Origin of the sequence: Streptomyces sp. NPDC058401 (assembly GCF_042722885.1) — a bacterium.
In the GTDB taxonomy this organism is placed as follows: Bacteria; Actinomycetota; Actinomycetes; order Streptomycetales; family Streptomycetaceae; genus Streptomyces.
Map to the genome: position 1 here is coordinate 19268 of NZ_JBHXKA010000051.1, position 19917 is coordinate 39184.

The 19917-nt window shown below is 71.1% G+C and carries 20 protein-coding genes and 1 tRNA gene; 14 read left to right on the forward strand and 7 right to left on the reverse strand.

Features of this window, described 5'->3' with window-relative positions; genetic code table 11:
• Positions 1–29: 29 nt before the first annotated feature.
• Positions 30–656 (forward strand): RdgB/HAM1 family non-canonical purine NTP pyrophosphatase, encoded by a 627-nt coding sequence (gene rdgB, locus ACFWNV_RS20155; protein ID WP_383948600.1) that lies wholly within the window; start codon positions 30–32, stop codon positions 654–656.
• 59 nt (positions 657–715) lie between these two features.
• Here rdgB and ACFWNV_RS20160 read toward each other — a convergent pair.
• From ACFWNV_RS20160 to bcp, 3 genes are all read right to left on the reverse strand, one after another.
• A tRNA-Leu gene (locus ACFWNV_RS20160) sits at positions 716–799 on the reverse strand.
• A gap of 42 nt (positions 800–841) precedes the next feature.
• The gene (locus ACFWNV_RS20165; protein ID WP_383948602.1) at positions 842–1873 is read right to left on the reverse strand and encodes an HNH endonuclease; all 1032 of its coding nucleotides are present in this window, start codon (positions 1871–1873) and stop codon (positions 842–844) included.
• Positions 1874–2017: 144 nt separating this feature from the next.
• On the reverse strand, positions 2018–2485 hold the full coding sequence (gene bcp, locus ACFWNV_RS20170; protein WP_250741149.1) for a thioredoxin-dependent thiol peroxidase: 468 nt from the start codon (positions 2483–2485) through the stop codon (positions 2018–2020).
• Positions 2486–2600: 115 nt separating this feature from the next.
• On the opposite strand from bcp, the gene ACFWNV_RS20175 reads away from it, so the two are divergent.
• From ACFWNV_RS20175 to ACFWNV_RS20185, 3 genes are all read left to right on the forward strand, one after another.
• Positions 2601–2918, forward strand: a complete 318-nt coding sequence (locus tag ACFWNV_RS20175; protein ID WP_383948605.1) for a DUF3618 domain-containing protein — start codon at positions 2601–2603, stop codon at positions 2916–2918.
• Between the two features lie 46 nt (positions 2919–2964).
• Complete coding sequence (locus tag ACFWNV_RS20180) at positions 2965–3309, forward strand: co-chaperone GroES (RefSeq protein WP_243337241.1); 345 nt, start codon at positions 2965–2967, stop codon at positions 3307–3309.
• 182 nt (positions 3310–3491) lie between these two features.
• Positions 3492–3812, forward strand: coding sequence for a multidrug efflux SMR transporter (locus ACFWNV_RS20185; protein WP_354382544.1), 321 nt, complete (start codon positions 3492–3494; stop codon positions 3810–3812).
• Between the two features lie 25 nt (positions 3813–3837).
• Here the strand turns inward: ACFWNV_RS20185 and ACFWNV_RS20190 are convergent, their stop codons facing one another.
• Positions 3838–6330, reverse strand: coding sequence for a transglycosylase domain-containing protein (locus ACFWNV_RS20190; RefSeq protein WP_383948608.1), 2493 nt, complete (start codon positions 6328–6330; stop codon positions 3838–3840).
• A 201-nt stretch (positions 6331–6531) separates the two neighbouring features.
• Between ACFWNV_RS20190 and ACFWNV_RS20195 the strand changes: the two genes are divergently transcribed.
• The 5 genes from ACFWNV_RS20195 (at position 6532) to ACFWNV_RS20215 (ending at position 11722) form a co-directional block, all read left to right on the forward strand.
• Positions 6532–7344 carry an ABC transporter permease gene (locus ACFWNV_RS20195; RefSeq protein WP_383948667.1) on the forward strand — a complete coding sequence of 271 codons (813 nt, stop codon included), beginning with the start codon at positions 6532–6534 and terminating at the stop codon, positions 7342–7344.
• On the forward strand, positions 7337–8230 hold the full coding sequence (locus ACFWNV_RS20200) for an ABC transporter permease (protein ID WP_383948611.1): 894 nt from the start codon (positions 7337–7339) through the stop codon (positions 8228–8230). The genes ACFWNV_RS20195 and ACFWNV_RS20200 overlap by 8 nt, the downstream gene beginning before the upstream one ends.
• A gap of 6 nt (positions 8231–8236) precedes the next feature.
• Positions 8237–9214 (forward strand): ATP-binding cassette domain-containing protein, encoded by a 978-nt coding sequence (locus tag ACFWNV_RS20205; protein ID WP_383948614.1) that lies wholly within the window; start codon positions 8237–8239, stop codon positions 9212–9214.
• 129 nt (positions 9215–9343) lie between these two features.
• A complete protein-coding gene (locus ACFWNV_RS20210) occupies positions 9344–10177 on the forward strand; it encodes a DUF1707 domain-containing protein (RefSeq protein WP_383948617.1) in 834 nt (277 codons plus the stop codon).
• 288 nt (positions 10178–10465) lie between these two features.
• Complete coding sequence (locus ACFWNV_RS20215) at positions 10466–11722, forward strand: DUF445 domain-containing protein (RefSeq protein ID WP_383948670.1); 1257 nt, start codon at positions 10466–10468, stop codon at positions 11720–11722.
• Between the two features lie 71 nt (positions 11723–11793).
• Here the strand turns inward: ACFWNV_RS20215 and ACFWNV_RS20220 are convergent, their stop codons facing one another.
• The 3 genes from ACFWNV_RS20220 to ACFWNV_RS20230 form a co-directional block, all read right to left on the reverse strand.
• Positions 11794–12576, reverse strand: coding sequence for a class I SAM-dependent methyltransferase (locus ACFWNV_RS20220; RefSeq protein ID WP_383948619.1), 783 nt, complete (start codon positions 12574–12576; stop codon positions 11794–11796).
• 119 nt (positions 12577–12695) lie between these two features.
• Positions 12696–12995, reverse strand: a complete 300-nt coding sequence (locus ACFWNV_RS20225) for a hypothetical protein (protein WP_375949072.1) — start codon at positions 12993–12995, stop codon at positions 12696–12698.
• A gap of 110 nt (positions 12996–13105) precedes the next feature.
• Positions 13106–13282 carry a hypothetical protein gene (locus ACFWNV_RS20230; RefSeq protein ID WP_383948622.1) on the reverse strand — a complete coding sequence of 59 codons (177 nt, stop codon included), beginning with the start codon at positions 13280–13282 and terminating at the stop codon, positions 13106–13108.
• A gap of 193 nt (positions 13283–13475) precedes the next feature.
• Between ACFWNV_RS20230 and ACFWNV_RS20235 the strand changes: the two genes are divergently transcribed.
• The 5 genes from ACFWNV_RS20235 (at position 13476) to ACFWNV_RS20255 (ending at position 19915) form a co-directional block, all read left to right on the forward strand.
• Positions 13476–14018: a GNAT family N-acetyltransferase gene (locus ACFWNV_RS20235; protein WP_383948625.1), complete on the forward strand. Its 543-nt coding sequence runs from the start codon at positions 13476–13478 to the stop codon at positions 14016–14018.
• Between the two features lie 1094 nt (positions 14019–15112).
• Entirely contained in the window at positions 15113–16270 is a 1158-nt protein-coding gene (locus ACFWNV_RS20240) for a hypothetical protein (RefSeq protein ID WP_383948628.1), read from the forward strand.
• A 4-nt stretch (positions 16271–16274) separates the two neighbouring features.
• Positions 16275–16760: a very short patch repair endonuclease gene (locus tag ACFWNV_RS20245; RefSeq protein ID WP_383948630.1), complete on the forward strand. Its 486-nt coding sequence runs from the start codon at positions 16275–16277 to the stop codon at positions 16758–16760.
• A gap of 81 nt (positions 16761–16841) precedes the next feature.
• On the forward strand, positions 16842–18935 hold the full coding sequence (locus ACFWNV_RS20250; protein ID WP_383948633.1) for a helix-turn-helix domain-containing protein: 2094 nt from the start codon (positions 16842–16844) through the stop codon (positions 18933–18935).
• Positions 18932–19915 (forward strand): hypothetical protein, encoded by a 984-nt coding sequence (locus ACFWNV_RS20255; RefSeq protein ID WP_383948635.1) that lies wholly within the window; start codon positions 18932–18934, stop codon positions 19913–19915. Before ACFWNV_RS20250 ends, ACFWNV_RS20255 begins: the two co-directional genes overlap by 4 nt.
• The last annotated feature ends 2 nt before the right edge of the window (positions 19916–19917 follow it).

Sequence of the window (19917 nt, forward strand, 5' to 3'; positions counted from 1 at the left end):
CCCCCGGGGCGGCCCGGGATAATGGCGCCATGACGACGCCCCCGCCCAGCTCCCCGAGCCGCCTGATCCTCGCCACGCGCAACGCGGGCAAGGTCACCGAACTCCGCGCCATCCTGTCCGCCGCCGGCCTGCCGCACGAGCTGGTCGGCGCGGACGCGTACCCGGAGATCCCGGACGTCAAGGAGACCGGCGTCACCTTCGCCGAGAACGCCCTCCTCAAGGCCCACGCCCTGGCCCAGGCGACGGGCCTCCCCGCGGTCGCGGACGACTCGGGCCTCTGCGTGGACGTCCTGAACGGCGCTCCGGGCATCTTCTCGGCCCGCTGGGCCGGCACCCACGGCGACGACGCGGCGAACCTGGCGCTCCTGCTGTCCCAACTCGGCGACATCGACGACGCCCACCGCGGCGCCCACTTCTTCTGCGCGGCCGCCCTCGCCCTCCCGGACGGCACGGAACGCGTGGTCGAAGGCCGCCTCCTGGGCACCCTGCGCCACACCCCGTCGGGCACGGGCGGCTTCGGCTACGACCCGATCCTCCAGCCCCTCGGCGAGTCCCGCACCTGCGCGGAACTCACCCCGGCAGAAAAGAACGCCATCTCCCACCGAGGCCAGGCCTTCCGCGCCCTGGTCCCGGCGGTGCGGGAGCTGCTGGGCTGAGCCGCCCCGGCACACGCCGAAGGCCCCCTACGCAACTGCGTAGGGGGCCTTCGTGTAGGTGCGGTCGGAGGGACTCGAACCCTCAAGGGATTTCTCCCACAACTACCTAAAAGTTGCGTGTAGGCCAATTCCACCACGACCGCGACTAACCGGTCAATTCGGACATTAGGCTTGGCCGGCTGCGGCTAGTGTACGACTGCCCGGCTCCGAGAGGCGACACCAATACGGCCGCGACCTCTGCGTCCTCCGCGGCACCAGGTGTCGGTCAGTGCATGGCAGTTGGGGCACAGGTAGCGGAGGTTTTCGCGCCGGTTGTCGAGCCAGTCGCCATTGATGTGGTCGATGTGGAGTGTGATCGGCCGGCCCATCCATTCGCCGGGGTTCCCGCAGTGCGCGCAGGCGCATGCAACTCCGACCTCCTGGAGCGCGCGGTGGAGCCGGGGTCGGGTGGGTCGGGCGGACCCCTCGGGGAGGACGATGAGGGTGTCGGGTGCGACGGCCTTCGGTGTCGCCGATGCGCCGGATGCCCAGGGGCGCCGCTTGAAGTGCTCGACGTCGAGACCGAGTTGGGTGACGCGTCGGCGCACCCTGCGGTGATTGACGTCGTTGACCTCTAGGCCGAGGGCGCGCATGAGGTCCGCGTAGCTGTTCGCCTTCGGCGTGGCGGAGCGCAGGAGTTCCTCGGGGATGGTCAGCCGGGAATTGCGGAAGTGTCCGGTGTCGATGCCGTAGGTCCGGAGCATCTGCGCGAGGGTGGATCGGGACCGGCTGTCGTCGGCCATGCCCAGTGCGCGAGCCGTGCCGCGGATGCTGTCGGCGCAGGCTGCCGCTTCGGCAAGCTCTGCCGAGGTGAACGGCAGCTCGATCGCCTCACGTCCCATGCCCGGGAAGTGGCTCGTGTCGATGCCCGCTGCGGTCATTCGCCGGACGATGTGCGACAGGGCACCGGTGGCAGGGCGTATGCCGAGCTTGAGGGCCACCTCGCGCAGCGTGCTCGATGACGCGGCGGCCGCCGCTATGGCCTCGTCCGGGTACTTGCGCCACGGGCTGCGCTTCGCGAAGTGACTGCTGTCGATCCCGAAGAGGGCGGCCTTCTCCTGGAGCACACGGCGCTGCCCGCCGCTCTCCTTGAGATGAAGGCGCCGCATCAGGTCTGCCCAACCCTTCGAGGCGGCGACGGCGGCTGACAACGTGGCTCGGTCGTACGGGTCGGTCATGGGTTCCTCCGGATCGGCCGCGCGTGCGGCCCTCGTACGGAGTAACGGACCGATAGTCGGACAGTTACGGGCGGTTTCGTCCGACAGGCAGAACGGCCCGCACCGGGTGGGTGCGGGCCGCTGTGTAAGGTGCAGGGGCAGGGGTCAGATGCCCAGGTCCTTGATGATCTTGGCTACGTGGCCCGTGGCCTTGACGTTGTAGAGGGCGCGTTCGACCTTGCCCTCCTCGTCGACGATCACCGTGGAGCGGATGACGCCGGTGACGGTCTTGCCGTAGAGCTTCTTCTCGCCGAAGGCCCCGTACGCCGTCAGGACCTCCTTCGAGGGGTCGCCGACCAGGGTGACCTTCAGGTGCTCCTGCTCGCGGAACTTCGCCAGCTTCTCCGGCTTGTCGGGGGAGACGCCGATGACGTCGTAGCCGGCGGTGGCCAGGACCGCGAGGTTGTCCGTGAAGTCGCAGGCCTGCTTCGTGCAGCCGGGCGTCAGCGCGGCCGGGTAGAAGTAGACGATGACCTTGCGGCCCTTGTGGTCGGCGAGCGAGATCTCGTTGCCGTCCGCGTCGGGCAGGGTGAAGGCGGGGGCGATGTCGCCCGGCTCAAGTCGCTCGCTCATGCTCAACAGTCTCCTCAAGAGGGGATCGGTACGGTGTCGAGACTAAGCTGCTGACTGACTGTTCATGGTGGGCTACGCCCGCCATGGGACCGACCACGACGACGGAGGCAGCGCGGTGCCGGAAGCCAGGACCCCCGCACAGATCGAGGCGGACATCGTCCGCCGCCGCGAGCAGCTCGCCGAGGCGCTCGACGAGATCGGGGTGCGCCTGCACCCCAAGACGATCGTCGGGGACGCCAAGGCGAAGGTGGTCGGCAACATCGACCACGTCGTCGGCCGCGCGGTGGCGACGGTGAACCGCCTCGTCACCGATGCCAGTGACGGACTGCGGCACGAGGACGGCGCCCCGCGCGTCGAGCGGATCGTGCCGGTCGCGCTGCTCGCGGTGGGCGTCGTGGGCCTGCTGGTGATGTCGGCGCGACGCAAGCGCTGATGACCCTGCGAGGTGCGGGGCGGGTGCGGGCGGGTAGGTTCGCCCCGTGAGCGAGAACACCACCACCCACGACAAGCTGCCCATCCGCATGCTCCACGACCGCGTGCTCGTGAAGTCCGATTCGCCGGAGGGCGAGCGCCGCTCGGGCGGCGGCATCCTGATCCCGGCGACGGCCGCGGTGGGCAAGCGGCTGGCCTGGGCCGAGGTGGTCGCGGTCGGGCAGAACGTACGGACGGTCGAGCCGGGGGACCGGGTGCTCTACGACCCCGAGGAACGGGCCGAGGTGGAGGTGCGCGGGGCGACGTACCTGCTGATGCGGGAGCGCGACCTGCACGCCGTGGCTGCCGAGCGGCTGGAGGGGTCGGAAGACTCCACGGGGCTGTACCTGTAGCCCCCGCGCAGAGCTGGATGAGGGCCGGTGACCATCGTCACCGGCCCTTTTCGTCGGGTTTTGCTACGGTAGGAAGGAACCCCCGACGAGACGCGCCGTACCGGGTGGCTGTCGCGCTGTTGCCGATGGCTGCATGACAAGACGACGCACCCCGTTCCGCTCTCGTCCCGGAGGTGCCTGTCATGGCCTGGATCCTGCTTCTTCTCGCCGGTCTGCTCGAAGTCGGCTGGTCGATCGGCATGAAGTTCACCGAAGGGTTCACGCGGCTGTGGCCGAGCGTGTTCACGGGTGCCGGCATCGTGGCGAGCATGGTGCTGCTGTCGTACGCCGCCAAGACCCTGCCGATCGGTACGGCCTACGGCGTATGGGTCGGTATCGGCGCGGCCGGGGCGGCGGTGCTCGGCATGGTGGTGCTGGGTGAGCCCGTCACCGCCGCCCGGATCTTCTTCATCTGCCTGCTGCTGGTCGCCGTCGTGGGGCTGAAGGCGACCTCCGGTCACTGAGCCGCCGATTCACCCTTTCAAGGGGCTATTCCAGTAGGTCCGCCGGTGGGCGCAGGCCTTCGGTGGTGCCGCCCTGGGTGCCCGTCGTGGCTCCGTTCGTGGCTCCGTTCGTCTGGCCTCCGTCGGTCTGGCCGCCGGTGGTCTGGCCGCCGGTCGTCTGACCTCCGGTGGTTTGACCGCCGTCGGTCCGGCCTCCGGTGGTCTGACCGCCGTCCGTCCGGCCTCCGGTGGTCTGGCCGCCGTCCGTCCGGCCGCCGTTCGTCTGTCCGCCCGTCGACGGGCTCCGTGTCGGGCGGCTCGGCCGGCCCGAGGGGCGGTCTCCCGGGGTCTCCTCCTGGGACTGGCTCGGGTTCGGGTCCACGGGCGGGGGCGGCGGGGGCCGGTTCGCGCCCGGCATGAGCTCCAGGTCGAAGTCGACGGGGTCGCTGTCGGCCAGGGCCGTCTTCGTGTACTGGGCCCAGATCCGGGCCGGGTAGCCGCCGCCGCCGATACGGGCCTCGCCCAGGGCCCCGTAGAGGGATTCCAGGGAGCCGGTGTCCGGGTCCTGGCCCATCATCGAGACGACCGTGACCAGGTTCGGGGTGTACGCCGCGAACCAGGCCGAGCGGTCCAGTTCGCCGGTCCCCGTCTTGCCGGCGGCCGGGTGGCCGGCGGCCAGGGCGGCCGTACCGGTGCCGTTGTCCACGACGCTGACCAGCATGGACGTGGTGGTGTCGGCGGCTTCGCGGCTGACGGCCTGGGCCGGGTCGCGCGGCGGGAGCGGGACGGTGTCCCCGGCCTTGGTGATCTTCTCCACGAAGGTGTGCGGGACGTGGCGGCCGTGGTCGGCCAGGGTCGCGTAGGCCTGGGTCATGTCCAGGACGCTGGCCTGCATCGTGCCCAGGGCCATGGCCGGTCCCGGGTCGAAGTTCGGGGTGTTCTCGGGGATGCCGAGGGCGATGGCGGTCTGCTTGACCTTGTCGGTGCCGACGTCGACGACCATTTGGGCGAAGACGGTGTTGACGGAGAGGTCGGTTGCGGTGTTGACGGTGATGTTGCCGTAGCTGACCTGCCCCTCGTTCTCCGGTGCGTAGGGGATGCGGGTGCCGACCACGCGCCGCTTGTTGTCGCCGTTGTAGATCGTGTACGGGGTGATCGTGCGGCCGTCCTGGGTGCGGGAGTCGTTCTGCACGGCGGAGGCGAAGACGAACGGCTTGAAGGTGGAGGCCACTTGGTAGTCGTGCCGGGTGGCGTTGTTGACGTACTGCTTGGTGTAGTCGATGCCCCCGTACAGGGCGACGACCTTGCCGGTGCCCGGGTCGATGGAGACGGCTCCGGTGCGCACGAAGCGGTCCGCCTTGCGCTTGTCCGGTTCGAGCTTGCTGACCATCTTGTCGTTGACGGCGTCGACCATGGCGGTCTGGCGGGTCTTGTCGATGGTCGTGGTGATGCGGTAGCCCCCCTCGGCGAGGGTCTTGTCGTCGAGGATCTTGTTGTCGACGATGTAGTCCTTGATGGCCTCGACGAGGTAGCCGCGCTGCCCGGAGAGGCCGGCGGCCGGGCGGATCTTGCCGGGCTCGGGGAACTGGGTGGTGGCGCGTTCGGCGGGCGTCATCCAGCCCTTCTTGACCATGCCGTCGAGCACGTAGTTCCAGCGGGCGGTGGCGCGGCCGCGGCCCTGGGGGTGGGCGATCACGTCGAAGGCGCTGGGGGAGTTGAGGAGGGTGGCGAGGTAAGCACCCTCGGCCGTGGTGAGTTTGCCGACGTCCTTGCCGTAATAGGCCTGCGCGGCGGCCTGGATGCCGTAGGCGTTGCGGCCGAAGTAGCTGGTGTTCAGGTACCCCTCCAGGATGTAGTTCTTCGACTTCTCACGACCGAGCTTGATCGCGATGAAGAACTCCTTCACCTTCCGCTTGATCGTCTGTTCCTGGCCCAGGTAGTAGTTCTTGACGTACTGCTGGGTGATGGTCGATCCGGACTGGGTGCCCTTGCCGGTCGCGGTGTTCCACGCGGCGCGCAGCATCGCGGCCGGGTCCACGGCCCGTTCGGAGTGGAAGTCGCGGTCCTCGGCGGCCAGTACGGCCTCCTGGACGGTGAGGGGGATCTGGGAGAGCGGCACGTTGACCCGGTTGACCTCGCCGTCGCGGGCGAGCTGGGTGCCGTCGGTGTAGAGGTAGACGTTGGACTGCGCCGTGGCGGCCGCGTTGGCGGGCGGGATGTGGACGAGCAGGTAGCCGGCCACGAGGGCGCCGCAGACGAGCAGGACGCACAGCAGGAACGCGCCCAGGACCATGCGCCAGGTCGGGAGGAGCCGGCGCCAGCCGGTGCGCTTGCGCTTGGCCTTCTTCGCCGCCTTGGCCCGCTGTCTCTCCGCCTTCTTCGCGCCCTTGGCACCCTTGGCACCCTTGGCGCCCTTCGCGTTCCCGGGGGGTACCTGCTCTCCGGATGGCGGGGGCGCGTCGGCGCCCGGAGCCTGCTGCCCGTCGGGGGTGTCGGGATCGCGAGGCGTCCAGCCGGGCGGTGGTGACGGGTCGCTCATCTCCGGGACTCCTCGGCGCCGTACGAAATATCCACATCTGTACCTCATGCTGTCTACCCGATGGCCGCCGGTTCCGCTCCGGACGGGCGTAATTCGTTCGCGTGGATCGCCCCTCCGCACTAAGCTCGCGCGCTTTGGCCGACGTAGGAACGACGCAGCAACGACCTGGGAAACGGAGGGGATGAGGTGCGCCAGCCGGTGGTGGGACGAGCCGGGCTCTACGGGGCGGTCGCGGCCGGGGGCTTTCGCAGGTACGCCACCTACGGGACCGCCACCGCGGCCGGGGTGTTCACCAACACCGTGTTCGGTTTCATCCTGGCCTACACGTACATCGCGCTCTGGGACGAGCGGCCCGGACTCGGCGGCTACGACCAGTCCGAAGCCCTCACGTTCATGTGGGTCAGTCAGGCACTGCTCGCCGCCGGGGCGCTGATCGGCGGCGGCTTCCAGGAGGAGTTCCAGGAACGCGTCCGTACGGGTGACATCGCCGTCGACCTGTACCGTCCGGCCGATCTCCAGGCGTGGTGGCTCGCGGGTGATCTGGGCCGGGCGGCGTTTCAACTCCTGGGCCGCGGCGTAGTACCGCTGGTGATCGGCGGGCTCGCCTTCCCGCTGGCGCTGCCCACCGCCCCGCTGCGCTGGCTGCTCTTCCTGGTCTCCGTGCTCCTCGGGCTCGTCGTCAGCTTCGCGCTGCGCTACCTGCTGGGGCTGGCGGCCTTCTGGCTGATGGACGGGGCCGGGATCAACATGATGGCCACGGTCGTCTCCATCTTCTGCTCCGGGATGCTGCTGCCGCTGACCGTGTTCCCGGGCGGCTTCGGGGAGTTCGTCCGCGTCCTGCCCTGGGCGGCGATGCTCCAGGTGCCGGTGGACGTCCTGCTCGGCGGGGGCGCGGGGGCCGCGCGCACGGCGGGGGCGCTCGGCTTCCAGGCCGCGTGGGCCGTGGCGCTGCTCGGGCTGGGCCGGCTGGTGCAGTCGGCCGCGACGCGGAAGGTGGTGGTCCAGGGTGGCTGAGCGGGTGGCGGAGGGCGGGGTCGGGAGGCCCGTGCGGGCGGACGCGGAGCCGGAGTTCGTCCTCCCGCAGCGGAGCCGGGTCCTGGAGGGGCTGCGCGGCTACCGGCTGATCGCCGCGATGTGGATCCGGTCGACGATGACGTACCGCACGTCCTTCCTCCTCTCCACCTTCGGCAATGCGGCGATCACGCTCCTGGACTTCGTCGCGATCATGATCATGTTCTCGCACGTGGACGAGCTGGGCGGCTTCACGCTCCCGGAGATCGCCCTGCTGTACGGGTCCTGCTCGGCCTCCCTGGGCCTGGCCGACCTGCTGCTCGGCAACACCGACCGGATCGGCACGCGGATCCGCGACGGCTCCCTCGACACCATGCTGGTCCGCCCGGTCCCGGTGCTCGCCCAGGTGGCGGCCGACCGCTTCGCGCTGCGCCGGCTCGGGCGGATCGGGCAGGGGCTCGCCGTGCTGGGGTGGGCCGTCTCGGAGCTGGACCAGCTGCACTGGACGGCCGGGAAGGTGCTGATGGTGCCCGTGATGATCACCGCCGGGGCGGCGATCTTCGGCGCGGTGATGGTGGGCGGCGCGGCCTTCCAGTTCCTCGCCGGGGACGCCGCGGAGGTGCAGAACAGCTTCACCTACGGCGGCTGCACCATGCTCCAGTACCCGCCGACCGTCTTCGCGAAGGACCTGCTGCGCGGGGTCACCTTCATCGTGCCGCTCGCCTTCGTCAACTGGCTGCCCGCGCTGTACGTGCTGGGCCGGCCCGATCCGCTGGGGCTGCCGGGGTGGGTGGCGTACGCGAGCCCGCTGGTGGCCTTCGTGGTGTTCCTCCCCGCGTCGCTGGCCTGGCGCGCCGGGGTCCGTTCGTACCGCAGTACGGGGAGCTGAGCAGGCGTGCCGGATGCGCTGATTTCACTGCACGAGGTCGAGAAAGTCTTCGACGTACGGCGCCGGGTGGGCCTGGTGCGCCGGGAGAAACGGCAGGTCAGGGCCGTGGACGGGATCACCTTCGAGGTGGCCCGGGGGGAGATGGTCGGCTACATCGGGCCCAACGGCGCGGGCAAGTCGACCACCATCAAGATGCTGACCGGCATCCTCACCCCCAGCGGCGGCCGGCTGCGGGTCGCCGGCATCGACCCGGCGCGGGAGCGGCTGCGCCTCGCGCACCGGATCGGCGTGGTGTTCGGGCAGCGCACGACGCTGTGGTGGGACCTTCCGCTGAAGGACTCGTACGCGCTGATGCGGCGGATGTACCGGATCCCGGCGGCGCGGTTCGCGGAGAACATGGAGCGCTGCGTGGACCGGCTCGACCTCGCCGCGCTGCTCGACGTACCCGTACGGCAGCTGTCGCTGGGGCAGCGGATGCGCGGGGACATCGCGGCGGCGCTGCTGCACGACCCCGACGTGCTGTACCTGGACGAGCCGACGATCGGGCTGGACGTGGTCAGCAAGGCGAGCGTACGGGGCTTCCTGCGGCAGCTGAACGAGGAGCTCGGCACCACGGTGCTGCTGACCACGCACGACCTCCAGGACATCGAGCAGCTGTGCGAGCGGGTGATGGTGATCGACCACGGGCGCCTGGTGTACGACGGCTCGCTGGGCGGACTGCACACGGCCGGAGCCGCGGACGGCGCGGCGGCGAGCGAGCGCACGCTGGTGGTGGACCTGGAGCGGGAGCTCCCGCCCATCGAGGTGGCGGGGGCCCGGGTGGTGAAGGTGGAGGGCGCCCGCCAGTGGCTGGCGTTCCCCGCGCGTGCTTCGGCGGCTCCGCTGGTGGCGGCGGTGGCGGCGGAGTATCCGCTGCTGGACCTGTCGGTGCGGGAGCCGGACATCGAGGACGTGATCGCGCGGATGTACGCGGGGCGGGGTTGAAGGGGGCGGGGTTGAAGGGGCGGGTTGAAGGGGCGGGTTGAAGGGGCGGGGTTAAATCAGGGACAACCCTGACCCGGAAGGGGGTTCGGGCCATACAACTCTTCGGGGTGACTGCATAGGCTGGTCCGTATGAGTGACGAGCGGCCTGAGAAGCCGTTGCCCGAGAAGGCGTTGTCCGAGAATGCGTTGCCCGAGAAGGCGCAGTCGGAGAAGGCGCAGTCGGAGACGGCGTTGCACGGAGGGCCGGCCCCTGTACCCGTCCCCGTCCCGGCCCCGCTGCCGGAGCTGAGGGCCTCGGACGCCGACCGGGAGCGGGTGGTGGACCGGCTGCGGGACGCCGTCGCCGAGGGCCGGCTCGACATGGACGAGTTCGAGGAGCGGCTGGACGCGGCCTACCGGTCCCGTACCTACGCGGAGCTCGAACCGCTGACGCGCGATCTGCCCGCGCTCGGCGCGACGGCTCCGATCGCGGCCTCCCCGGTGACCCCGGGGGCTCCGGTCGGGCTGACGAAGGCGGTGCCGGGGGGTTCGGGGGCCGCCTGGCCGGACCGGATCGTGGGCGGCGGAGGAGCGGCGGGCGGTCCGGCCATGGCCGTGGCGGTCATGTCGGGCTTCCAGCGCAAGGGAAACTGGACCGTGCCCGCCCGGTTCCACGCGGTGGCGTTCTGGGGCGGCGGTGACATCGACCTGCGCGAGGCGAACTTCGCGGAGCGGGAGGTCGTGATCAACTGCGTCGCCGTCATGGGCGGCATCCAGATCACCGTGCCGCCGGGCGTGGAGGTCGACGTACGGGGCATCGGCGTGATGGGCGGCTTCGACCAGAGCAACAACCCCGGCCCGGTGGAACCGGGAGCTCCGCGGGTGGTCGTGACGGGCCTCGCCTTCTGGGGCGGGGTCGACGTGAAGGTGAAACCGCCGAAGCAGCGGTCGGTGCCGAAGCAGAAGCCGCGCAAGGAGCTGTAGGGCCGTAGGGATGTAGGGCTGCCGGGCTGGGGCCGGGCGGTCTGCGGGAGGGACCGCGGTCCACGGACGGGGACCAGTACGGGGGACCAGTACGGCGCGCCGGGAACTCCCCGGGCGCCCCGGGAGTCGGATGCTAGAGAGTCGGCCGCTTTGCGGACGAAACCGTCGCCCGGGGGAAGGCAGGAGCACGTGGAGCAGGGCAGCACGACGGCTACGGCGGAGGAGGCCGCGTCTTCGACGTCGACCTCGTCGACCTCGTCGACCGGGGCCACCGGACGCGGCGGGTTCGTGTTCAGCGAGGCGGACGAGGAGCGCCGGCACGGCGTCCGCCGGATGAAGCGGACCGCCACTGGCCTGCTCGGCCTGGTCGCGCTGATCTACGTGGCCGCGAAGTGGGCGGAACACGCGGGCGCGGGCGGCTGGGCCGGGTACGTCGCGGCCGGGGCCGAGGCGGGCATGGTCGGCGCGCTCGCGGACTGGTTCGCCGTCACCGCCCTGTTCCGGCGGCCGCTCGGCCTGCCCATCCCGCACACCGCGATCATCCCGACGAAGAAGGACCAGCTCGGGGTCTCGCTCGGGGAGTTCGTCGGGGAGAACTTCCTCTCCGCCGACGTGGTGCGCACGAGGCTGCACGCGCTGGGCATCGGCGGCCGGCTCGGCGCCTGGCTGGCCGAGCCCGCACACGCCGACCGGGTCACGGCCGAGCTGGCCACGGCCCTGCGCGGGGCGCTGACGGTCCTGCGGGACTCCGATGTGCAGGCCGTCGTGGGGGAGGCGATCACGCGGCGGGCCGAGACGGCGGAGATCGCGCCGGGGATCGGCAAGACGCTGGAGAAGGTCGTCGCGGACGGCGGCCACCGCCGGGTCGTGGACCTGGTGTGCGCGCGGGCGTACGACTGGCTGGTCACCCACGCCGAGTCGGTGGAGGCGGCGGTGCAGGGCGGGGCTCCGGGCTGGACCCCGAGGTTCGTGGACCGCAAGATCGGCGACCGCGTCTACAAGGAACTGCTCCGCTTCGTCCAGGAGATGCGCGACATGCCGGAGCACCCGGCGCGCGGGGCGGTGGACCGTTTCCTCGCGGACTTCGCCGCCGACCTCCAGTCGGACACGGAGACGCGGGCGCGGGTGGAGCGCCTGAAGTCGGAGATCCTCCAGCGGGAGGAGATCCAGGACGTGATCGCCTCCACCTGGACGGCGGTCCGCTCGATGATCATCTCGGCGGCGGAGGACGAGCAGAGCGCGCTGCGCCTGCGGGTCCGTTCCTCGCTGATGTCCCTGGGCGCCCGGCTGGCCACGGACGGCCGCCTCCAAGCCAAGGTGGAGGGCTGGATCGAGGGCGCGATGGTGTACGTGGTCACCACGTACCGCGCGGAGATCACCTCCCTCATCACGGACACCGTGGCGGGCTGGGACGCGGAGCACACCTCGCGCAAGATCGAGGCCCATATCGGCCGCGACCTCCAGTTCATCCGCATCAACGGCACGGTCGTCGGCGCCCTGGCGGGCCTCTTGATCTACACGGTGTCGCGGGCGCTGGGGGCGTAGCGGGGCGGCTGCGGGGGCTGCTGCACGGTGCTCGGCGGTCCTCGACGGTGCTCGGCGGTCCTCGACGGGGGCTACGGCTCGTGGCGCCGCCGCCGCGCGAGGTGGACGGTGATGTCGGCGGCGATCTCGACCCGCCCCGGCAGGGCCTGCGCGATCCGGCGGAACACCCGCTCCCTCACCAAGGGCGGCAGGACGAGATAGGCCGAGACGGTGGACAGGTGGCCGAGGTAGTCGCCGGCGCTCATCGTCAGGCGGCGTTCGATCACCGCCTGCCGCACATCGGCGAACAGGGCGGACCGCCGGAGCTCCGTACCCGGCCACTGCATGTCGTGGCCGGGCGGCGTCCCGTCCGGGGAGGGGATCTCGTCGCTCTCCAGGAACGGAGCCCGTGCCGTGCGTACGGCTTCCTCGACGGCCGGGTCGGCCAGTTGGACCGGTCCGCCGCACGAGGCGAAGACGCCCCCGGGCTCCAGCAGGGAGGCCACCCGCGCCCACCGGCCCGCCGGGACGGTCCAGTGCAGCGCGGCCGCCGCATAGACCAGCCCGTACCGCTGCCCGTACCGGCGGCCCGGGCGCAGGTCCTCGAAGGCGGCCCGCACCGTCCTGACGCTCGCCGGTACCTGCTTGCGCAGCTCGGCGAGCATGGCCGCGTCGGGCTCGGTCGCGGTGACCGTGACCCCCTGCCGGGCGAAGAGGCGGGTTGCCTTGCCCGTCCCGGCACCGATTTCGAGGGCGGTCACCAGCGGACGGCCCGCGTACTCCCTCACCAGGTCGAAGAGCTCCACGGGATACCCCGGGCGGAACCGTTCGTAGGCTTCCGCGATCGCTCCGAAGCTCCGCGCGCGCTCAGGCATACCGGCGATCCTGGCACGATCCGGCGGGGTGGGGGCTCGTACGCGGCCCGCGGGCCTTGGCCTGCGGCCCGGTTACCGGTTCCGGGCGGCTTCGTACGCGGCCCGTGCCGCCCAGGGGGTCAGCCGCGGTCGGCGACGGCCCAGGATGCGGCGGCGACCACGCCCGCGGCGCCGATGACCGCCGGCCAGGCGCCGACCTTCTTCGCCAGCGGGTGCGCACCGGCGAACCCGGCGAGGTACAGCGCGCCGAGCCCGGCCGCCGCGGGGGCGCCCCCGCGCTTGTGCCACTCCCGCCCGGCGACGATGCCCGCGGCGCCGAGTACGACACCGCCGAGCGGCCGCTTCTTGGTCCACCGCGCGACGGCGTACCCGCCGACCAGACCGGCGGCCGCCACTGCAGAGCTCGGTACCCGTGCCATGCTGTCCAACTCCCTCACCTCATCGGATGATCGGTTCATCCGCGCACACTTACTCGCCCTACTCGCCCTACTCGCCCTACTCGCCCTACTCGCCCTACTCGCCCCCGAGGCTAACCCGACCCCTTGACCACCCGTCGGGCCCCCACCGCACCCAACACCAGTACGGCCCCGCCGATCACCGGATCCGGCATGACGTCCCGTACACCGCGCGGCAGCACCGCCACCACGCCCAACACGAGCAGAAACGCGAGCCCGGCCCCGCCGGCGGCCCGAATCAGTCTGTCCACGCGCTGCTCAACGCGGCCGCCCGGCCGCCCGACACGGACCGCACCGAGGGGATTTGTCGCACACTCGCCGGATCCGCGCGATGTCTGCCCAGGGAACCCGATGGGCATAAATTCAATCTCCCACCCAAAGGGGCAAACCACCTCGCCCCCTCCCGCCTCATCCCTCCCCACCCACATCAGGAGCCAGGACATCGTGATCTGCTACGGACAGGCCGTCCTCGACCTCGCGGACGAACTGGTCGACGCCTACGCCGACGTCTTCTCCGCCCCGCCGTGGAACGAAGACGAAGAAACCATTCGCCAGTTCGCCGCCCGCCTCCCGGCCGACGCCCGGCGCCGTGGATTCCGTACGGCCTTCATCCAGTCCGCCACCGGCATCGACGGCTTCGCGACGGGCTGGGTCACCCCGGTGGCCTTCCCGAAGAACCGCGCGTACGCGCAGGTCGCCGCGCAGCTCGGCTCGGCCCGGGTGAAGGAACTCCTCACCGGGGCACTGGAGATAGACGAACTCGCGGTACGCCCCTACGCGCGCGGCCGCGGCGCCGCCCGGGACCTCCTCACCGAGATCACCACCGACGCCCCGGACCGCCGCGCCTGGCTGCTGACCAGCCGACTGGCGAAGAACACGGTGGCCACGTACCGCCGCCTGGGCTGGCACGAGGTAACCCCCCTCCCCGGCACGGAGACGGGCGTCATCGTCTTCCTCTCCCCGGACCACCCGAACCGGGCGGCATAACCGGGCCGCCCTTCCCCGGACCCTGCCCGGACGCCCCGGCCCGGCTCGTCCCACCCGAAACGGCACCGGCCTCCGGCCGCGGCTTGCTGGGAGCCGGCCTCGCCTTCGGCGGTGCGCCGCCCGGAATGGCACCGGCATCCGCCCACCGCCTGCTGGGAGCGGCCCTCGCCTCGGGTGGAGCACCGTCCAGAATGGCACCGGCCGCAGGCCGTGTCCCGCTGGGAGCGGCCCTCGCCTTCAGCGGAGCGTCGCCCGGAACGGCACCGGTATCCGCCCGCGGCTTGCTGGGAGCGGCCCTCACCCTCGGCGGTGCGCCTTCCGTAACGGCACGGGCCTCCGGCCGCAGCCTGCCGGGAGCGGCCCGCGCCTTCGGCGGTGCGCCGCCCGGAATGGCACCGGCATCCGCCCACCGCCTGCTGGGAGCTGTCCCGCCTTCGGCGGAACGCCGTCCGCAATGGCCTGGCCTCCGGCACCGGCCTGCCGAGAGCTGACCTGTCCTCTGCGGAGCGCGGTCGGGAATGGCACGGCCTCAGGCCGCGGCCCGCTGGGAGCGGCCCTCGCCTTCGGCGGAGCGCTGTCCGTAACGGCCCCGGCCTCCGGCCGCGGCCTGTCGAGAGCCGACCTGTCCTCTGCGGAGCGCGGTCGGGAATGGCACGGCCTCCGGCCACGGCCCGCCGGGAGCTGCCCCCGTCCTCCGTGGAGCGCCCGGAACGGCACCAGCGTGCGCCCGCCGCCGCTGCCTCCGAGAGCCGCCCCCGTCCTCTGCGGAGTGCCCGCGTCCGTCCGGAGGGGGCATGCCACGTGCTGCCGTTCCTGCTCCTGCCAGCCCGGCGGACCGGGAAGACGAGCCCCTCGGCCGTGCCCCCGGCGGTACCGAGCCCGGCAGACTTCGTCATGCCATGCGATACATGCGATGCCATGCGACACAGGCCATGCGATGCCATGCGACACAGGCCATGCGATGCCATGCGACACAGGCCATGCGACGCGCCACTGAACGGCCCGGCACGCACCCCGCCCAGGCGCCCGGCCGGGAGCTTCGAAAGATCGCCCGGCGAGGCGTCCGATCCACTCGGGCGGGGCATACCGCGCCCATGAACCCCACCACGCGCCCCACCCACCCCACCCACGCGACGACGGCCACGCACCCGGCCCACCCACAACGTTCCAGGCCCGCCACCCGACCGGGGACGCCCTCCCGGGCCACCCCCACCGCCCCTCCCAAGCGCAGCCGCACCCGCACCCCCAATCCGACGCCCACCTCCACCTCACCGGCCCGCCGCCAGCTCAACCTCGCCACGCGCCACCAACTCACCACCACCGCCGGTATCCCGCCCGGCACGATCACCTCCCGCACCCGCCCCGGCGGGCCCTGGCAGCGCCTGCTGCCCCGGGTCTACCTCCTCCAGACCGGCCCCCCGGACCAGCGCCAACGCGCCCTGGCCGCCGTCCTCTACGCCGCCGAACCCGGCTCCGACCCGCTCTCCGGCGACACCGCCGCCCTCACCGGCGGCGCGGCCCTCGCGCTGCTCGGGATCCGCGAAGCCCCGTACACGCCGGCCGACGTCCTGATCCGAGCCCCGCGCAAGCTCGCGGGCTCACCAGAGGTACGGCCGTTCCCCACCACCCGCTGGCCCCGCACCATCACCGTCTCCGGCATTCCGAGCACCCGCCCGGTGCGCGCGGCCGCCGACTTCGCGGCCCGGACCGGGGAGCCGGCGGACCGGATCCGCTCGGTCCTCGCCCAGGTCGTCCAGTCCGGCTGGTGCCACCCGCAGGACCTGCACGCCGAACTCCGTGCCGCCCGCCTCCTGACCCGTCCCGCGATCCGCGCCGCGGCCGCGGAACTCCTCGCCGGCGTCCGCTCGGTCGCCGAGGCCCAGGCCCGCGACACCCTCTCCGCCACGGACCTCCCGACCCCCCTGTGGAACGCCCGCCTCCACACCCCGGACGGCACGTTCCTGGCGAGCCCGGACGCCTACTGGCCGGACGAGGGCGTGGCCTTGGAGATCGACTCGGCGGAGTACCACTACACCCGCGACTCCTGGCACGCCACCCTCCACCGCCGCCTCCGCCTGGAGTCCCACGGCATCCTGGTGGTCAGCGCCACCCCCTCGATGATGCGAGACACCCCGACGGAGGTCATCGCAGCCCTCCGCACCCTCCTCACCCTGACCACCACCCGCCCCACCCCACCCACAGCCCTGGCCCGCGGCCACGTCCAACTGGAGCTTCCCGTGCCGGGACAATGACGAGGTGGAAGCCCTTGAGAGCACTGCAGGCGACCGTGCTCGTATGAGCCGGCAGAAGAGCAAGGACACCGGGATCGAAATGGCCCTGAGGCGGGCCTTGCACGCGGCGGGCTTGCGCTACCGAGTCCATCGTCGACCGGCGAAGGGAGTGCGACGCGAAGCCGACATCGTGTTCGGTCCCGCGAAGGTCGCCGTCTTCGTCGACGGCTGCTTCTGGCACGGATGTCCCGAGCACGTGACGTGGCCCCGACGAAATGCCGAGTTCTGGCGATCCAAGATCGAGGGCAACCGGGCGCGGGACCGCGATACCGACGCGCGCCTCGCCGAGTCCGGCTGGCTCTCGCTCCGAGTGTGGGAACACGAGAGTCCGAATCAAGCCGCCGTTCGCATTGCACGAGCGGTCGAGGAACGGCGAGCCGCCCGCGCGTCCGCCGGGCGGTCACGGGCTGCCGCGGCCCCTGGGCGAGCCCACACCGTCACCGCTATTTGACATCGCCTGACTCGTCAAAACTCCGCTGTTAGGGTGATCGTGACCTACGCAATCGCGTGCCTGACCAGCGGAGGAAGACGTATGGAGCAGCCGGGCGAGGAGTTCGGTCCGTGGCTCTCGCGTCAGTTGAGCCGCATGGACATGACGCAATCCGATCTTGGTGATCGGCTGGGGCTGACTCGGGCGGTGCTCTCCGCGTGGGTCAATGGACGGGGTGGGCCGCGAGACGAGACCAAACGCGCTCTCGCCGAGTTGTTCGGCACCGATGCCGCATCGGTGCCCAGTCGAACCACCGCCGTCCTACCCGAACACCCCCGGCGCTGGCACCATCGTCCGGCCCACGCCGACGGAGGCCGTGAATACGGAAACGCCGCCACCTTTGCCTTCGATGCAGACATGTCGGTGCTCGCCCGGGAAGCGACCCAGAACTCCCTCGACGAGCGCCACGACCCGAGTGTTCCCGTGCGCATGCACTACACCCTGCACGAACTGAGCGGAGAGTTCCTGACGGACTTCCTTGCTGCTCTGCGCTGGGAGGATCTGCGACCGCACTACGACCAAGCGGCGTCGGCCGAGCAAAAGGTGTCGAGGAGCCTGCGGGCGGCGCTGGACGAGTTGGAGACGCGGCAGTCCCTTCTCCTGCTCCGCGTCGACGACTACAACGCCAACGGCCTCACCGGCCCCGAGTATCAGGACGGCCGCTTCGCAGCCGTGGTCAGGCGTCAGCTCGACAGCCACAAGGGGGCCGGTGGTCGGGCGGGCGGGTCGTACGGTCTGGGGAAGGCCACGCTGTGGGCCGCGAGTCGGTTCGGCCTCGTGTTGATCAACTCCACCCTCTCCGAGCCCCACGAAGGGCGTACGGAGCGACGTGTCATCGGACGGTTGGATCTTCCTTGGAGGCAGGTGGGAGGTGAGGCCTTCGCGGGTCCGGCGTGGTTCGGCGAGCCCGACTCCGAACCCGCCCACAAGGACGTGTCGCGCTCCTGGTGGGCAAGCGAGGACGTGGTCCGCAGCCTCCATCTCGAAAGGAGGGACGGGGCTCCTGGCACGTCCTTCCTCGTGGTGGGCGCGCATGACGCCTCGGGAGACGCGGAAGAGCTTCAGGACCTCCACGAGAAGTTGGTCCGCTCACTCGCCGACGGGTTCTGGGCAGCCATGATCGGAGGACGCGACGCGGGACCGCTGTTGGACGTCCGGGTGAGCGCCCTGCGCAACGGCCGCGTGGTCATCGGGGAAGAGAGAGTCGACCCGCATTCCCGACATCCGGCCCTGAGTCGAGCGTTGCAGTGCCACCTCGACGGCAAGGTGGTGGACGAGCTCACATCAGCCGACCAGGTGGCCCGTGTCGAGGTCCCCCTGATCGTGACGCCCCGAAAAGGTCACGGACGGGCGCGAGACAAGGGCAGGGAGCACCGCGCGGTCCTCTTGCTCACCCCGGCGGCCGACACGGATGAGAGGCACAGCCGTGTCGTCTGCATGCGTGGCAACCGCATGACCATCACGGAACACAGGCCGCGCGAGTTGCCGCTCGGCACCACGCCGTTCCAGGCAGTCCTCCTTGCCGGGTACGCGACGGATCGTACGGGTGAGGACGTGGACCTCGCCGAGGCGTTCCTGCGGGCTTCGGAGCCGCCCGAGCACGACCGTTGGGACCGCACGGAGGAACTGACGTCCCTCTACGAGCGTGGTGCCGTCAGCCGGCTCAAGGAGTTTCGCGGTGACGTGGACAAGGCGGTACGCGGCCTCGTGGGGAGGCGGGACGTCAACCGAGCGGGGGGCCCTGCGGTGTTGAGGGACCTCCTGAAGCTGGGTGTGCCCGCAGCGGCGCAACGGAGGATGCAGAGCTTTCCCGTGGTCCGGAGCGTCGATGCGCGCGTCGATGATGCCGGGGCTTGGAACATGACCGTGGAAATCAAGCTGCCCGATGCGGAGGACCCCTGGCTGCTGACACCGGTGGCGAAGTTCGACGTGCGCTCCGGTGGCAGGCCGGTGGTCGACTGGGCCGAGCTCGTCGCGTCCTTGGACTGTCGTGTGGAGGCGGGTGACCTGGTGGTCGCCCCCGGGGTGCGCACGGCCGTGTTCCATGGTGTGACCGATCCGCGCACCCACCCGGTGCACGGTGGGTTCGCCCGCCTCGTGGTGGAGGTCCAGAAGGCGCGCGGGGGTGTGAAGTGACCGCGGTGTTTCCCTATCCGACGATCTTCGGAGACATCGACCTGAAGGTCGTCTCCGTCTCCGTCGATGGTGCGGAGCTTCCGTACGACATGATCTCCGCTGCGGACCGGGCAGTGGCCCTGCACCGGTCCGGGCGGGGCGAATGGGACCGCGCCAGGCTCCGGGTCGTCGTCACGGCTCCGAACGAGGAACTGGTCTCGGGGCCGTGGTCGGATGTTGCTTTTCTCGCGGTCCTGTCGGAGAAGGCCACCAATAGACGCTCCACGACGGTTCTTCTGCGGGGAGCGGACGGGACCATGCAGGGAACGGTCGAGCTGGACCGAGCATGCCACGTCAGTCGTGTGACGCTGAGCGTCGTCGTGGTGGCGACCGTCGGCGGTGTTCCGGGCCGCCTGGTCGGTGTCGCCACGGAGGACTGGGCCGTCGACCTCAAGGCTTCCGTGCCCGTGCGCCAGCGAGAGATCGACATCGTTGAAGTGGACTTCAAGGAAGGCCCGCACGAGTGGCTGCGGCCGTACAAGGAGTCCGCGTGGATCGTCGAGACCGCAGGGGAGATCCCCACTGTCTACCTCAACACGGGCGCCGTGGAAGGACTGATCGAGGCGCTCTCCGGCACCGGGGGAAGTGCTGCGGTAAGGACCCTGCGTGAGCTCAGTGCGAGTCAGATCGCCCAGGACGTCTGGACGGCGATGTTCCACACCGCGATCAGTGACCTGGATGTCGACGAGGACGGGACCCCGTTGATGCCCACCGGTTGGCGAGAGGCGGTTCTCCGCGTGATGCTTCCCGACGTGCTGCCCGGTCGACAGCTCACCGACGCCCTCTACGAGCTCACCGAACGGCGTACGAAGGGCCACGGTTGGGCGGAGATCCAGACGGGTGTGCAGTTCGCGGTGGGACGGCGGAGTCGCACGACGAGGAATCTGACCAACGCGGTGCGCTCTGTGCACGGCGAGGAAGGTAACGGTGTCTCCAGGTGAGC